Origin of the sequence: Acinetobacter sp. DSM 11652 (assembly GCF_900109815.1) — a bacterium.
Classification (GTDB): Bacteria; Pseudomonadota; Gammaproteobacteria; order Pseudomonadales; family Moraxellaceae; genus Acinetobacter.
This window is the reverse complement of sequence record NZ_FOBK01000005.1, coordinates 56,468-71,455: the sequence shown is the minus strand read 5'-3', so window position 1 is coordinate 71,455 and position 14,988 is coordinate 56,468. Positions and strand designations below refer to the sequence as shown.

Genomic DNA, 14,988 nt, shown 5'->3' with positions numbered 1-14,988 from the left:
CTTAGAGCGATCCTCTAGGCCCATTTTTGGAGAGAAGAATGTCTCAACAATTTGATTTAGTAGTAATCGGCGGTGGTCCAGGTGGTTATGAAGCTGCTATTCGTGCAGCACAACTGGGTTTCAAAGTTGCGTGTATTGAAAAGCGTATTCATAAAGGAAAACCATCATTAGGTGGTACTTGCTTGAACGTGGGTTGTATCCCATCTAAAGCACTTTTAGATTCTTCACATCGTTATGAAGATACTGTTCATCATTTAGATGATCATGGTATTACAACGGGCGAAGTGAAATTCGATCTTCAAAAATTACTTGCTCGTAAAGATAAAATCGTTAACCAACTTACAATGGGTATTGATGGCCTGTTGAAAGGTAACGGCATTGAATGGTTGCAGGGTACAGGTAAATTATTAGCTGGTAAAAAAGTTGAGTTTGTTCCACATGAAGGTGAAACTCAAATTTTAGAACCTAAATATGTCATTCTTGCCTCTGGTTCTGTTCCTGTAAATATTCCTGTTGCTCCTGTAGATCAAGATCTTATCGTCGATTCTACTGGCGCGCTTGAATTCCAAGAAGTACCTAAGCGTTTAGGTGTAATTGGTGCAGGTGTCATTGGTCTTGAACTTGGATCAGTATGGCGTCGTTTGGGTGCAGAAGTTGTTGTTTTTGAAGCAATGGATGCATTTTTACCAATGGCTGATAAAGCTTTGGCAAAAGATTACCAAAAAGTATTAACTAAGCAAGGTCTTGATATTCGTGTTGGCGCAAAAGTAGCTGGTACAGAAATCAATGGTCGTGAAGTGACAGTTAAGTACACTCAAGGTGGCGAAGACAAAACTCAGACTTTCGACAAATTGATCGTTTGCGTGGGTCGTAAAGCGTATGCAGAAGGTTTATTAGCAGAAGATTCAGGCATTAAACTTACTGAACGTGGTTTGGTTGAAGTAAATGATTGGTGTGCAACTTCTGTTGAAGGTGTATATGCAATTGGTGACTTAGTACGTGGTCCAATGCTTGCACATAAAGCAATGGAAGAAGGCGTAATGGCTGTTGAACGTATTCATGGTCACGCAGCTCAAGTGAACTATGACACGATTATTTCTGTGATTTATACACACCCTGAAGCGGCGTGGGTTGGTTTAACAGAAGAACAAGCTAAAGAAAAAGGTCACGAAGTTAAAACAGGTCAATTTGGTTTCGCAGCGAATGGTCGTGCGATGGCAGCTGGAGAAAATGCTGGTTTCGTGAAATTTGTTGCTGACGCTAAAACGGATCGTTTGCTTGGTATGCACGTGATTGGACCTGCTGCGTCCGATATCGTTCACCAAGGCATGATCGCACTTGAATTTGTATCAAGCGTTGAAGATCTTCAATTAATGACATTTGGTCACCCAACATTCTCTGAAGTAGTTCATGAGGCTGCGCTAGCAGTAGATGGGCGAGCAATTCACGCGATTCAGCGTAAACGTAAATAACACAAAAAAGAGCGGCTGAGGCCGCTCTTTTTGCATTTGGTGGTTGTTTTTGTTTGAATAATCATCTAAAAATAGAATACTAAATTTAATAAATGCCAATATTTATTGCGAAGGAAGTTTAAATATTGGTGTGTCATAAAAAGTGAAAAGTAGTAAAAGGTAAAACAATGAATTTACACGAGTATCAGGCGAAATCGCTGTTAAAAAAATATGGTATGCCAGTTCAGGAAGGCATCATCGCTACAAATGCAGAGGAAGCAGTAAAAGCATTTGAACAGCTAGGCGGCAAATTCGCTGTTATGAAAGCACAAGTACATGCCGGTGGGCGTGGAAAAGCTGGCGGCGTTAAAGTCGTTAAGTCAGCTGATGAAGCAAAAGAATATGCTTCGCAAATTATTGGTACTCGTTTAGTTACATATCAAACGGATGCAAATGGGCAACCAGTTAACAGTGTACTCGTTGCAGAAGATGTCTATCCAGTTGAGCGTGAATTGTATTTAGGCGCAGTTGTTGATCGTTCATCACGTCGTATTACTTTCATGGCTTCTACTGAAGGTGGTGTCGAAATTGAAAAAGTCGCTGAAGAAACTCCAGAAAAAATTATTAAAGTTGAAGTAGATCCATTGGTTGGCTTACTTCCTTTCCAAGCTCGTGAAGTCGCTTTTGCTTTAGAGCTGAAAGATAAACAGATTAATCAATTTGTTAAAATTATGTCTGCAGCTTATCAAGCGTTCGTAGAAAATGATTTCGCATTGTTTGAAATTAATCCATTGTCAGTCCGTGAAAATGGTGAAATTTTGTGTGTTGATGCCAAGGTCGGTATTGATTCGAATGCTTTATATCGTTTGCCAGAAGTTTCTGCTTTAAGAGATAAATCGCAAGAAAATGAGCGTGAGCTCAAGGCATCTGAGTTTGACCTTAACTATGTTGCTTTAGAAGGTAATATTGGTTGTATGGTGAATGGAGCAGGTCTTGCAATGGCAACCATGGACATCATTAAACTCTATGGTGGTCAACCAGCAAACTTCTTGGATGTAGGTGGTGGCGCAACCAAAGAGCGTGTAATTGAAGCATTCAAGATCATTTTAGCGGATCAGTCAGTACAAGGTGTGCTGATCAATATCTTCGGTGGTATTGTGCGTTGTGACATGATTGCTGAAGCAATTATTGCAGCGGTTCAAGAAGTAAATGTAACAGTGCCTGTTGTTGTTCGCTTAGAAGGGAATAATGCAGAACTAGGTGCAAAATTACTTGATGAATCTGGTCTTAAACTAATTTCTGCAAACGGCTTATCTGATGCCGCAGAAAAAATTGTTGCTGCAGTAAAAGCATAAGGAGTATCAATCATGAGCGTATTAATTAATAAAGACACTAAAGTATTGGTACAGGGCTTTACGGGTAAAAATGGTACATTCCACTCAGAACAAGCTTTGGCTTATGGTACTAAGGTTGTGGGTGGTGTGACTCCAGGTAAAGGCGGTCAAACTCATTTAAATCTACCTGTATTCAATACAATGAAAGATGCAGTGAAAGAGACTGGTGCTGATGCATCGGTCATTTACGTTCCTGCACCATTTGTATTGGATTCTATCGTTGAAGCAGTTGACTCTGGCGTTGGACTGATTGTTGTTATCACTGAAGGTGTACCAACCATTGATATGCTGAAAGCGAAACGCTATCTAGAAACCAATGGAAATGGCACTCGCTTAGTGGGTCCAAACTGTCCAGGTGTTATCACGCCGGGTGAATGTAAGATTGGTATTATGCCAGGACATATTCATCAGCCAGGACGAATCGGTATTATTTCGCGTTCAGGTACGTTGACCTATGAAGCTGTTGCACAAACTACGAAGTTAGGATTAGGTCAATCAACGTGTATTGGTATTGGTGGAGATCCAATCCCTGGTATGAATCAGATTGATGCTTTGAAACTGTTCCAAGATGATCCAGACACAGATGCAATTATTATGATTGGTGAGATTGGTGGTACAGCTGAAGAAGAAGCGGCAGAATATATCCAATCAAATGTGACCAAACCTGTTGTTGGTTATATTGCTGGTGTGACTGCACCGAAAGGTAAGCGAATGGGTCATGCTGGTGCTATTATTTCAGGTGGTAAAGGCACGGCAGAAGAAAAATTCGCTGCGTTTGAACGTGCTGGAATGGCATATACACGTAGCCCAGCTGAACTTGGTTCAACGATGCTAGAAGTACTTAAAGAAAAAGGTCTAGCTTAATGCTTTAAGTAAAAAAGCCTCCTGAGTGGAGGCTTTTTTTCATGCATAATAATAAGATATAGAAACGTAAAATTAATATGATTCAAAATTTAAAACTTTATTTACAAGCTTTGATGTTTTTTTCAATTTCTGCTGTTCACGCGAATTCCTTGGATCATGATGAAAATACGAATGATCAAAATCTCATTTTTAATTTTTTTGAAGCTCAGCAAGAACTTCACTATGAGCCTGCCATAGAAGATTTAAATAGTGAACAGACCAAGATTGCAGAATTAAATGAGAAAGAATATTCGAGATTTGATGTATTGACGCATTCAATTTTTCAATCCGAACGTATTCAATTTTTTAATTTCACGGCTTTTGATCGGAATGAATTGAAGAATAAACTTGATACAGGTCATTTTGACTTATCAAATCTGGAACAATTAAGCATTACGTTTGGATATGGTGTTGAGTATTTGCTGAAACAGAATCAAACGATAGGGTACGAGTTTTTATCCTCGTTTCCCTACGATCGAGGCAGATTGATTCGGATTTTTTGGAATCAGACATTTTAAATGTCTAATCTATTTTTCGATAAAGGCCTGATTTAACTGTTCCAGCTTTGGTTTCTTTTATGAGGTGCCATGAAGAAGGTAGATTAAGTGATGACAATGGTTGATCGGCTTCGACATAAATAAATGCATCTGCTTTGAGTTTTGGGTCAATCAATGAAGCCAACTCCTCCCAAAGATTTAAACTATAGGGAGGATCTAAAAAAACTACATCGAATTGATTGTTTGAGAGTTGCTTTAGCGCGATTTGGGCAGTGCTTTGAATCAGTTTTGCATTATTCACATTTAAAAGCGCTAAGTTTGATTTTAAAAATTTATTTTGCTCTAAATTAGGTTCGATCATCGTGACATGAGCTGCCCCTCGAGATAGCGCTTCAAAACCTAATGCACCAGATCCAGCGCAAACATCTAGCACCTGCGCTTGTTGAATATCCCACATTAACCAATTAAATAAAGTTTCGCGTACACGATCTGGTGTTGGTCTTAAACCCTCAATAGTGGCAAAAGGTAATACACGGCGTTTCCATTCACCACCAACGATGCGGAGTTGATTTTTCATTTATTGACTCGTGTTACGTTGAGTGTCAGTGTTTGCATTCGTTGCATTCGTTGCATTCGTTGCATTCGTTGCATTCGTTGCATTCGTTGCATTCGTTGCATTCGTTGCATTCGTTGCACTGTTGCTGTTACGTGATGTTTGGAGTTCACGAGGAAGTGCATTTGGATCGGCTGATAAATTACTAGATCCGCTAGGTAATTCACCAGGCTTAATGCCTGCTGTCATTAAGCCGCCGCTGACAACATGATTCATCGGCTTTATTGGCTTACGATCACGATGGAGTAACCAATAATCTAATACAGGACGTGCGAGCGCGGTTGCTCCTGAACCTCCACGACCATTTTCCCATATCACTGCAATCGCTATTTCTGGGTTGTCGGCAGGGGCGAAGCCTACAAATAAGCCGTGATCGAGTTGACGTTCAGTTAATAAAGCTTCGTTATACTTTTTACCTTGCGCAATACTCTTGACCTGAGCGGTACCTGTTTTACCCGCAATTTGATATTGCAGTCCACCACGAATCCCTTTACCTGTTCCAGATTGGATCACATCCACCATGGCATCACGCATCTTAATCCAATCTTCATCAGTACCATTGAAGGCAATTTTATAATCTGGTGCATTGTGGACTTTGAATTGCTTTGTTCCTTTGGTTTCACGTAATACATGCGGTGTAACATGGGCGCCATGATTTGCAGTAATTGCAGTTGCCATCGCAAGTTGCAAGGGGGTAGAAGTGAACGCACCTTGCCCAATACTGACTGAGATTGTTTCCCCTTTGAGCCATTTAGAATTGCGAGTACGCATTTTCCATTCTGGCGAAGGATACAATCCTGTACTTTCGCTAGGAAGGTCTACACCTGTTTTCTCACCAAATCCAAACTGACGCATCCATGTGTTCATACGATCGATCCCCATCTGGTAAGAAAGAACGTAATAGTAGGTATCACATGAGACAACAATGGACTTGTGCATATTGACTACACCATGCCCCGTTTTTTTCCAGTCGCGGAATTTGTGAGAATCTCCTGGTAAGTGGAAATAACCTGGATCTGAAATAGCAGTTGACCAATCGACAATACCGTAGTGAATACCCCCTAATGCAGCCATAGGCTTAATGGTAGAACCTGGTGGATAAGTCCCTTGAACTGCGCGGTTATACAACGGCTGATCTAAATTGTCACGCAGCGCACTATAGTCTGTATGACTGATACCAGTCACGAATAAATTTGGGTTGAAACTTGGACTCGAAACGAGTGCCAAAATTTCACCTGTACGTGGATCCATTGCAACAATTGCACCACGACGCCCCGCAAGTTGCTCAGCAGCAACTGTTTGGAGACCATAATCAAGTGATAAATAGAGGTCATTACCGCGTACAGAATCTTTACGCCCTAATTTCCGTAAGACATTACCGAAAGCATCTGTCTCAATAGACTCAAAGCCAGGTGAGCCATGCAACAGGTCTTCATAAAATTTTTCTACACCAATTTTACCGATCAGGTTTGTACCTGCGTAAGCATCTTTATCAATGCTTTTGAGTTCTTTATCGTTAATACGACCGACATACCCAATAACATGGGCAAATAATTCACCATGCGGGTAATAACGCGTCATTTGGGTTTCAATAGAAACACCAGGAAATTTAAACTTTACTTCACTAAATTTAGCGATATCTGTTTCAGTTAAGTTTAGTTTAAGCGTGACACGTTCAGTCTTTTTTGCGGTTTTCACACGACTCATGAAGCGTTCGATGTCTTCTTCGCTCAAGTCAATAATCTTTCTAAGGCGTTCTACTGTATCTTCAATATCAGGTACATCCGCTTTACTTAATGTAGCCGTAAAAACTGGATAATTGTCAGCCAGTAGAATGCCGTTACGATCAAAAATATAACCGCGGGCAGGGGAAATCGGTTGTAAACGAATTCGGTTTTTGTCCGATGCATCTTTAAACTGGTCGTAATGCACAATTTGCAAATAAGCATATCGAGACAATAGAACAATTAAAAAAAAGATTACCACGCAAATAGCAAACACCACTCGACTGCGAAAAATTCGCTTTTCTTGTTGTACATTCTTCAGTGGGAACTGCTGCTTCATAGATCTTTACTTTTTTGCGGGTAAAAGCTGACTTTATATCAAAGTATTTTAACTCAGATTAACTATAAAATTTGAAAAATTAATAAATAGTTCGTATGTTATAAAAATTAAAATTTGACCAAATAGACACTAATTTTAAAGCTTGTTGTATATAAGAACGAAAATTATTCTGTTAAAGTCGAAGCACTATGGATGAATAATAATATTGTTCTCAGTTTGAGAGAATGGAGAAAATAATGAGAAAAATCGTTTCCTTTGCTGTCATGATGTGGGTAGGGAATTTAGCATACGCAGATTTTTCATCGTTTTATCCTGAAGCAAAATTGAAACCAGAACAATTTTCTAAAATAAATGTGGGTGCTGGTGTTACACAACGGTTAGCGCATGGGAATTTAGAATACGTCACTCCATACGGTATTGGATACGGAAAGCTTGGCGCTTTCTTAAATGACGACCACGACGTGGGTGTTCAAGTCGGTTTTCGTTACCCAATAATTCTCGGAACTAAGGACTTAAATGGATTTTATTTAGGTGCATTTGCTGGTCATCTAAAATCAAAAACAGTCAATGGTGAAAAGGAATCTCAACTCGGTGGTGGTATAGATTTATCATATGTCATGCTGAATAAAGAAAGAATTAGTACATTTAGTGTAGGGATAAAAGCAGGAGAGGAAATCACGCAAGGAAACCAAGTGATTTTTGAAACTAAACCAGAACTACAGTTTGCTTACACCTTAAGTGTAGGATTTTAGAAAGCTTTATGGTTTTATACCTCAAGTTCGACTGCAATTAGATATATGAATATGAGAGTCATGAATGTTTGGATATGTGAGTGATTTGTGGCAAGCCTTCGTCAATCGACCTGATTTTTATGCAGTACTGAGTATTATCCCAGTAACCGCATTTGTGACTTGGGCTCACGTCTGGATGGCACTCAAGATGGTGTTTTATCCAATTAAGTTTTGGGGTTTTCACTTAGGTCCGCTTCCGGTGGGATGGCAAGGAATTGTTCCACGTAAGGCAGGACGTATATCGGGTATTATTACCGACAATACACTATCAAAACTTGGCTCCTTACGAGAGTTCTTAGATGCGATGGATCCAGAGGATACTGCTCGTATCATTGGTGAACAGGTTGGCTTTGAGTTAGAGCACTTAATTGATGAAGTGATGATGGATCGCAATGCGGTTCTATGGGAAAACTTACCTTACTCAATCAAGAGACGTATTTATGCGCAAGCACATAAGCAACTTCCAAATGTTTTGAAAGAGCTCGTAACCGAATTAACTTTAAATGTTGAGTCGCTCGTGGATATGCGTGCGATGGTAGTGAGTCAAATGGAAGGCGACCGTCAATTGATGGTCAATATGTTCCTAAAAGTGGGTCAAAAAGAAATTAACTTCATTTGGCATATCAGTGCATTAATCGGTATGTTCTTCGGTATCTTCCAAATGATCGTTTGGTTTGTGGTGCCTTGGCATTGGACTGTACCATTCTGGGCAGCAATTTGGGGCTTTTTAACAAATTGGATTGCAATTTGGATGGTATTTAATCCAGTTGAACCACACTATATACGTTATCCACAATTCTTTGAATTAACGAAAGATCGTAAATTCCCTTGGATAAAACCTGTCATTCCACGCATTGGTTCTTATAATATTCAAGGTGCGTTTATGAAGCGCCAAGAAGAAGTATCTGATGTATTTGCACGTGTAGTGACTGAAGATTTGATTACATTGAAATCTATTATGATGGAAATGATGTATGGTGGAAAAAAAGACAAAACACGCCGTATTGTTAAACGTCATATCAATGAAATCATGGAAACACCATTGGTTCGTACATCATTACAGCTATCTTTAGGTCCAAAAGAGTATGCAAAACTCAAGACAGACTTGATCGATCGCTCAATTGAAATTACGATGGTGCCTGTATGCGACCCAGCTTTTAATGCGAGCCGCGCACAGAAAATCTATCAAATGTTTAAAGAACGTATCCGTGAATTAACGCCGCGCGAGTTTCAAAATCTATTACGTCCTGCATTCCAGGAAGACGAATGGATCTTAATTGTGCTAGGTGGGGTAACAGGTTTTTTCGCGGGTCTGATTCATTTATTTGTGGCTTTCTTATAAATAGATGCTGGATTGGTGCCTACCAAAGACATTAACCAAGTATCGTCGATATAGTTAAAATGAGGATGTTTATTTATGCGCATTATATTACTCGGACCACCTGGAGCAGGTAAAGGTACTCAAGCTCAGTTGATCTGCAAGCGCTACAATGTCCCACAAATTTCAACCGGTGATATGCTCCGTGCTGCAATTCGTGAAGGAACTGAACTCGGTCTACAGGCAAAATCTGTAATGGACAATGGTGGTCTAGTTTCTGACGAACTGATTATTGGTCTGGTTAAAGAGCGTATTGCACAACCAGATTGTGCAAATGGTTGTATCTTTGATGGTTTCCCTCGTACGATTCCTCAAGCTGAAGCTTTGGAAAAAGAAGGCATTGATATTGATCACGTGATCGAAATTGATGTGCCTGATGAAGAAATCGTTAAACGCTTATCGGGTCGTCGCCAACATCCAGCATCAGGTCGTGTTTATCATATCGTCTACAACCCACCAAAAGTGGAAGGCAAAGATGATGAAACTGGTGAAGATTTAGTTCAGCGTCCAGATGACCAAGAAGAAACAATTCGTAAGCGCTTAGGTTCGTATCATACTGAAACTGAACAGTTGGTTGGCTTTTACCAAGGGCGTGCAGCTTCAGGTGAAAATGCGCCAACGTATGATAAGTTGAATGGACTTCGTCCTATTGAAGAAGTTCAAAAAGAACTTTTTGCAATTTTAGATCAAACTAAATAACCATTATTCAGCTTTGACAAAAAAGAAGCCCTAAGTCATATTAGGGCTTCTTTTTTATGATGTGAAGGTAAACAAGTGCAAAATATTGCCATTATTTTATTGATGCTTGCATGCTTGGCAGTATTGTCTTTTTTGGTATTTATAAGTTTTAAATTACTTCGCGATAGTCAAAAACAGATGAAATTAGATAAAGAGAAAAAAGATCAAAAAAAATCTCTTGATCGTTAAACCTGTTTTAAATCGATCTGTCTTGTCGCTCCATATTCGAAACGTTCAGGCCAGTTGCACACATCACTCACAACACACTCATTGCACTTTGGCTTCCGCGCAATACAGCAATAACGTCCATGTAAAATTAACCAATGATGAGCGTCTACAATAAACTCTTTTGGAATCACTTTAACTAGACGGTGTTCAACTTCGAGTACATTTTTTCCTACCGCAAGTCCAGTACGATTACCTAATCGAAAGATGTGGGTATCAACGGCCATGGTTGGTTGACCAAAAGCGGTATTTAATACCACATTTGCAGTTTTTCGACCTACGCCCGGAAGTGCTTCTAAATCAGCACGGTTGTGAGGAACAATACTGTTGTGTTGTTTAATCAATATTTCACAAGCTTTGATGACATTTTCAGCTTTAGAGTTATAGAGACCTATTGTTTTAATATAAGATTTTAATCCTTCTACACCTAAGGCATAGATTGCTTCAGGTGTGTTTGCTACAGGGAAAAGCTTATCTGTGGCCTTATTTACGCTTACATCAGTGGCTTGTGCTGATAAGGTCACAGCAACTAACAACTCAAAGGGTGAAGAATAATTCAGCTCTGTTTTAGGGTTTGGGCGTTGAGCTCTTAATCTTTCAAAAAAAATTTGAATTTGCTTTTTTGTCATGTTTTTTACAGGTTTAGGTGTTTTAACGTTCATTTAAACACCCTCAATTGAATTGAGTTTTTCATATAAAGTATTGAGTTGCTCTTGCTTATCGACACTCTCACGTACAGCAAGTTGTTTTTCAAGCTTTTTAATTTGTGTACGTAATTTGGCAAGTTCGATTGTAGATTTTGCATCTAATGTCTTATGAAGCGCGGTTTTTTTTATCGTTTGAATAGTAGGTACGGATTGTAATTGTTTTGAAAATTGAGCAAAAAGCGCAGTATCAATTTCAGCTTTAACGACAGGACCTTTGCGATGAAGACTGCGATTTTCCTCACGTTGAATATGAGCATAATAACGATTTCTAAGATCACTTTGTTCTAGGAAGCGGGCTTGATCATTTGGTATGGGCTGTAAATCTTCAACAAGATCGATACAGTCAACTGGACAAGGTGGTATACATAATTCGCATCCAGTACAAAGATCAGTTAACACAGTATGCATTAACTTTCCTGATCCAATGATGGCATCTACAGGGCAAGCACTGATGCATTTAGTGCAACCAATACACTCGTCTTCACGTATGATCGCTTTCATACGCTGTGGGCGACCATCAGATTGAATTGGCCAAACGCTTTCTTCAGCTTTAAGCTTAGGGCGATTCAGTAAGTGAGCAATTGCGTCAGCAACAGGTTGACCGCCAGGGACACATTTATTCGCGTCTTCTCCTTCTACAATAGCTTTAGCATAAGGTAAACAGCCATCACGGTGGCCACATAGACCACATTGGGTTTGAGGTAGGAAAGCATCAACTTGTTGTATCAAAGAGATTTGTGCGTGCATGTACGTTAAAACTTAATCAAGCGAAAAGGAGATCATAGGTGCGAAATATGAATGATTTTAACATGATTAGTGTTAGTTTGGGGTGCGCTGTTATGGGTCATTTATCGCGCAATAAAAGCGCCGAATAAGCATTAATCCATAATTAAAAGTAATGAATTTGATAATTTAAAATTATTAAATACTATAATTAAGTAATTGAAATTAAAAAAATATTAAAAAAAATTATGAAAACTATTGTACAGTGCCTGTAAAAGATATTTAATACTTTGCGCCAAAACTTATCAATATATTGAAATTTTGACCAATTTTGATCCATTTTCTGCTGAGGATTAAGCGTTGAAATACAACAGCCTTAACGACTTCCTAGACTACGTTAAAACACGTGATGCACATCAACCAGAATTTCTTCAAGCTGTTGAAGAGGTGATGACAAGCTTATGGCCTTTTATTGAAAAGAACCCTAAGTATGCAGCTCATGGTTTATTAGAACGTTTAGTTGAACCTGAACGTGCGATTCAATTCCGCGTTTCTTGGGTTGATGATCAAGGTCAAACACACGTTAACCGTGCGTTCCGTGTTCAGTACAACTCAGCAATTGGTCCATTCAAAGGTGGTATGCGTTTCCACCCTTCAGTGAACCTTTCAATCCTAAAATTCTTAGGTTTTGAACAGACTTTCAAAAATGCGTTAACTACACTACCAATGGGTGGTGGTAAAGGTGGTTCTGATTTTGACCCTAAAGGTAAATCAGAAGGCGAAATCATGCGTTTCTGCCAAGCACTCATGATCGAGTTATACCGTCACTTAGGTTCTGACACAGATATTCCTGCGGGTGATATTGGTGTTGGTGGCCGCGAAGTTGGTTACATGGCGGGTATGATGAAGAAGCTCAGCAATGACACTTCATGCGTATTTACAGGTAAGGGTTTAACTTTTGGTGGTTCACTAGCGCGCCCTGAAGCAACTGGTTACGGTACAGTGTATTTCGCTGAGGAAATGCTTAAGACTCGTAACGACAGTTTCAAAGACAAGGTAGTTACAATCTCTGGTTCGGGTAACGTTGCACAGTTTGCTGCTGACAAAGCAATGTATTTGGGCGCAAAAGTTGTTTCACTTTCAGATTCAGCTGGTACTGTATACATTAAAGACGGTTTAACTCCAGAGCTTTTAGCTGAAGTAATGGAGCTTAAAAACGTTCAACGTGGTCGTATCTCTGAGTTTGCAGCGAAGCATGGTTTTGAATATCTTGAAGGGCAACGTCCTTGGGGTATTAAGTGTGATATCGCACTTCCATGTGCAACACAAAATGAATTAGATGCTGATGATGCGGATAAATTGCTTGCAAATGGTGTGATCTGCGTAGCTGAAGGCGCAAATATGCCTTCTACACTTGCTGCAGTTGAAAAATTCGTTGATGCAAAAATTCTATATGCTCCAGGTAAGGCATCTAATGCAGGTGGTGTTGCAACTTCTGGTCTTGAAATGTCTCAAAATGCGCTTCGTTTAGGTTGGTCTTTCGAAGAAGTAGATGAGCGTTTACATGCAATCATGAAAGAAATTCACCGTAACTGCGTAAAATTCGGTACTCAAGAAGATGGTACTGTGAATTATGTAGATGGTGCGAACATTGCTGGTTTCGTAAAAGTTGCTGATGCGATGTTAGCTCAGGGTGTATTCTAAGAATATATTCAAAAATAAAAAAACCGAGGCTTAGCCTCGGTTTTTTATTCTTTATAAAGAACCTTTTACAGCTTCACGCTCTACAGCCATATCAAAAATATAAGCATACTTTGATTGATCTGCAGCAGGATTTTTAATTTCATAACGTTTTACACGAATGATTTGACGTTCATTCGGGCTATGTGAAAAACCTTCAATTTGATCGTAGAATAAAGTCCAGTCTTTATCGACTTGCGTTTTAATACCACTATCGTTGTATTTTATTTCTCTGACTTGTAGACAAGTTTGGGGAGTTACACCAGTACATTGTTTAGTTTCTGGCGAAATTTCAAGAAATATGGTTTCACCTTGGGTTTTGTATTTTGTTTCAGGTGTCATTTTACCCGTGAAGATAATCTTTTCACCATTCGGCTGTACCAAAGTCAACGTTGGATTATCACGATCATTTAAATTAAGCACGAAAGGAACAGCAGCTTGGGAAAATAGATTTCCAGCAAAGCGTTCTTGTTCGGCAGCCAAACCATTACATCCCTTCATGGTGGATGCAAGTTGAGCAGCTACGATAGTATTGTTTTTTAGCTCAAACCCTCCAAATAAAGTATTGCAGCTCGTATGAATTGAAAGTTTTTTATCAGCGGTGAAGTTTAAAGTGATTGCTTGAGGCGCATTTTGTGGATTGGCTTGCCATTGGTATGCAGCGAGAGTTTGATCAGCATTTTGTTGTTGAAGCACAGACACAGCTAAATCCCCAGCTTTTTGTAGTTCGGAAGTCTGACACGCAGCAAGTGTGATAGGCAAAATAGCCAAGGTAATTAATTTTAATTTCATAACAAGCTTTCTAAATTGTATTGATCCGAGGAAGGATAACGCAGGAGATCTAAAAAATTATGGATACATTCTGCACTTTTCAGTATCAAAATGTATCCATTGATCGATGATTATTTCGTGATGGACATTTAAAAAATGATATTTTATTTTCTCTCAATCAAAGCGATAAATATCCATCCCTAAAGCACCCATGGTAAAACTACTATGTACAATGCTAAAACGATCACCAGTGCCCATAGAAAAAAATAAAGGTGCAAAGTGTTCTATCGTAGGGTGATTACGATGAACATGAGGAATCGTATTCCACGCTAAAATAGCAGGATAATCCGAATGAGTGAGCTGCTGCACCACGTAGTTTCTAAAAGTTGATGCCCATTCTGGAACTTCACTCGTTTCACCATGCCAAGCAAGCTCTCTTAAATTATGGGTAATGCTTCCCGAGCCAATTAATAATATTTGCTGATCTCTTAATGGAGCGAGAGCTTGACCAATTTTAAATATCGCTTCAGCAGACATCGTCATGGGTAAAGAGATTTCGACTACGGGGATATCAGCTTCTGGATACATATGTAATAAAGGCATCCATACGCCATGATCACGAGGTCGTGTACTATTGGCATGTGCAGTAATTTGTGCCTCAGCGAATAAATTTAAAACTTGTTCAGCAACATCTGGAGCACCAGGGGCAGGATAGCGAATTTCATAGAGTGCATCTGGGAAACCTCGAAAATCGTGCCATGTTTCAGGTCTAGTCCCCGTACTTACTTCGAGTGCATTGCTTTCCCAATGCGCAGACATCACGATTATCGCTCTAGGTTTAGGTAAATTAAGACTCAAGCGATGTAAAGCTGGACCAACCTGTTCAGGATTCAAAGCCAGCATTGGAGAGCCATGTGAGATGAATAAGCCAGGTAGCGTTTGAATAGTCATGAGGGTGGTTCCATTCTTAGATGTATGAGGTGATCATCGCAA

15 protein-coding genes are annotated in these 14,988 nt (G+C 39.5%); 9 read left to right on the top strand and 6 right to left on the bottom strand.

Annotation, left to right across the window (positions count from 1 at the left end; all coding sequences use genetic code 11):
* Positions 1–38 precede the first annotated feature (38 nt).
* The 4 genes from lpdA to BMW42_RS06545 all read left to right on the top strand — a co-directional run bounded on the left by lpdA (position 39) and on the right by BMW42_RS06545 (position 4,266).
* Positions 39–1,472 (top strand): dihydrolipoyl dehydrogenase, encoded by a 1,434-nt coding sequence (lpdA, locus tag BMW42_RS06560; protein ID WP_035268502.1) that lies wholly within the window; start codon positions 39–41, stop codon positions 1,470–1,472.
* A 167-nt stretch (positions 1,473–1,639) separates the two neighbouring features.
* The gene (gene sucC / locus BMW42_RS06555) at positions 1,640–2,806 is read left to right on the top strand and encodes an ADP-forming succinate--CoA ligase subunit beta (RefSeq protein ID WP_035268500.1); all 1,167 of its coding nucleotides are present in this window, start codon (positions 1,640–1,642) and stop codon (positions 2,804–2,806) included.
* Between the two features lie 12 nt (positions 2,807–2,818).
* Complete coding sequence (sucD, locus tag BMW42_RS06550) at positions 2,819–3,709, top strand: succinate--CoA ligase subunit alpha (RefSeq protein WP_035268498.1); 891 nt, start codon at positions 2,819–2,821, stop codon at positions 3,707–3,709.
* A gap of 77 nt (positions 3,710–3,786) precedes the next feature.
* Entirely contained in the window at positions 3,787–4,266 is a 480-nt protein-coding gene (locus BMW42_RS06545) for a hypothetical protein (protein WP_051586602.1), read from the top strand.
* A 4-nt stretch (positions 4,267–4,270) separates the two neighbouring features.
* Here BMW42_RS06545 and rsmD read toward each other — a convergent pair whose 3' ends face one another.
* Both rsmD and mrdA read right to left on the bottom strand, forming a co-directional pair.
* On the bottom strand, positions 4,271–4,822 hold the full coding sequence (rsmD, locus tag BMW42_RS06540) for a 16S rRNA (guanine(966)-N(2))-methyltransferase RsmD (RefSeq protein ID WP_092766827.1): 552 nt from the start codon (positions 4,820–4,822) through the stop codon (positions 4,271–4,273).
* A complete protein-coding gene (gene mrdA / locus BMW42_RS06535) occupies positions 4,823–6,922 on the bottom strand; it encodes a penicillin-binding protein 2 (protein ID WP_092766826.1) in 2,100 nt (699 codons plus the stop codon).
* A 236-nt stretch (positions 6,923–7,158) separates the two neighbouring features.
* Here mrdA and BMW42_RS06530 point away from each other — a divergent pair, with 236 nt between their 5' ends.
* The 4 genes from BMW42_RS06530 (at position 7,159) to BMW42_RS14720 (ending at position 10,018) form a co-directional block, all read left to right on the top strand.
* On the top strand, positions 7,159–7,674 hold the full coding sequence (locus BMW42_RS06530) for a hypothetical protein (protein ID WP_092766825.1): 516 nt from the start codon (positions 7,159–7,161) through the stop codon (positions 7,672–7,674).
* 64 nt (positions 7,675–7,738) lie between these two features.
* Positions 7,739–9,055, top strand: a complete 1,317-nt coding sequence (locus BMW42_RS06525) for a membrane protein (RefSeq protein WP_035268489.1) — start codon at positions 7,739–7,741, stop codon at positions 9,053–9,055.
* 75 nt (positions 9,056–9,130) lie between these two features.
* Complete coding sequence (adk, locus tag BMW42_RS06520) at positions 9,131–9,790, top strand: adenylate kinase (RefSeq protein ID WP_035268488.1); 660 nt, start codon at positions 9,131–9,133, stop codon at positions 9,788–9,790.
* Between the two features lie 75 nt (positions 9,791–9,865).
* Complete coding sequence (locus BMW42_RS14720; protein ID WP_171076785.1) at positions 9,866–10,018, top strand: hypothetical protein; 153 nt, start codon at positions 9,866–9,868, stop codon at positions 10,016–10,018.
* On the opposite strand, the gene nth is transcribed toward BMW42_RS14720, so the two are convergent.
* Positions 10,015–10,716: an endonuclease III gene (gene nth, locus BMW42_RS06515; protein WP_092766824.1), complete on the bottom strand. Its 702-nt coding sequence runs from the start codon at positions 10,714–10,716 to the stop codon at positions 10,015–10,017. The genes BMW42_RS14720 and nth overlap by 4 nt on opposite strands.
* Positions 10,717–11,508, bottom strand: a complete 792-nt coding sequence (locus BMW42_RS06510) for an RnfABCDGE type electron transport complex subunit B (RefSeq protein ID WP_092766823.1) — start codon at positions 11,506–11,508, stop codon at positions 10,717–10,719.
* Positions 11,509–11,844: 336 nt separating this feature from the next.
* Between BMW42_RS06510 and gdhA the strand changes: the two genes are divergently transcribed.
* The gene (gdhA, locus tag BMW42_RS06505) at positions 11,845–13,188 is read left to right on the top strand and encodes an NADP-specific glutamate dehydrogenase (protein ID WP_035268479.1); all 1,344 of its coding nucleotides are present in this window, start codon (positions 11,845–11,847) and stop codon (positions 13,186–13,188) included.
* Positions 13,189–13,239: 51 nt separating this feature from the next.
* Here the strand turns inward: gdhA and BMW42_RS06500 are convergent, their stop codons facing one another.
* Together BMW42_RS06500 and BMW42_RS06495 are read right to left on the bottom strand one after the other, a co-directional pair.
* A complete protein-coding gene (locus BMW42_RS06500) occupies positions 13,240–14,016 on the bottom strand; it encodes an META and DUF4377 domain-containing protein (RefSeq protein WP_092766822.1) in 777 nt (258 codons plus the stop codon).
* Positions 14,017–14,169: 153 nt separating this feature from the next.
* The gene (locus BMW42_RS06495) at positions 14,170–14,946 is read right to left on the bottom strand and encodes a DODA-type extradiol aromatic ring-opening family dioxygenase (RefSeq protein WP_092766821.1); all 777 of its coding nucleotides are present in this window, start codon (positions 14,944–14,946) and stop codon (positions 14,170–14,172) included.
* Positions 14,947–14,988 lie beyond the last annotated feature (42 nt).

Coding starts and splice junctions, on each gene's coding strand:
- BMW42_RS06525 (WP_035268489.1), top strand. CDS start 7,739: ATGTTTGGATATGTGAGTGATTTGTGGCAAGCCTTCGTCAATCGACCT.
- nth (WP_092766824.1), bottom strand. CDS start 10,716: ATGAACGTTAAAACACCTAAACCTGTAAAAAACATGACAAAAAAGCAA.
- BMW42_RS06500 (WP_092766822.1), bottom strand. CDS start 14,016: ATGAAATTAAAATTAATTACCTTGGCTATTTTGCCTATCACACTTGCT.
- BMW42_RS06510 (WP_092766823.1), bottom strand. CDS start 11,508: ATGCACGCACAAATCTCTTTGATACAACAAGTTGATGCTTTCCTACCT.
- BMW42_RS06545 (WP_051586602.1), top strand. CDS start 3,787: ATGATTCAAAATTTAAAACTTTATTTACAAGCTTTGATGTTTTTTTCA.
- mrdA (WP_092766826.1), bottom strand. CDS start 6,922: ATGAAGCAGCAGTTCCCACTGAAGAATGTACAACAAGAAAAGCGAATT.
- sucC (WP_035268500.1), top strand. CDS start 1,640: ATGAATTTACACGAGTATCAGGCGAAATCGCTGTTAAAAAAATATGGT.
- BMW42_RS06530 (WP_092766825.1), top strand. CDS start 7,159: ATGAGAAAAATCGTTTCCTTTGCTGTCATGATGTGGGTAGGGAATTTA.
- lpdA (WP_035268502.1), top strand. CDS start 39: ATGTCTCAACAATTTGATTTAGTAGTAATCGGCGGTGGTCCAGGTGGT.
- sucD (WP_035268498.1), top strand. CDS start 2,819: ATGAGCGTATTAATTAATAAAGACACTAAAGTATTGGTACAGGGCTTT.
- BMW42_RS06495 (WP_092766821.1), bottom strand. CDS start 14,946: ATGACTATTCAAACGCTACCTGGCTTATTCATCTCACATGGCTCTCCA.
- adk (WP_035268488.1), top strand. CDS start 9,131: ATGCGCATTATATTACTCGGACCACCTGGAGCAGGTAAAGGTACTCAA.
- rsmD (WP_092766827.1), bottom strand. CDS start 4,822: ATGAAAAATCAACTCCGCATCGTTGGTGGTGAATGGAAACGCCGTGTA.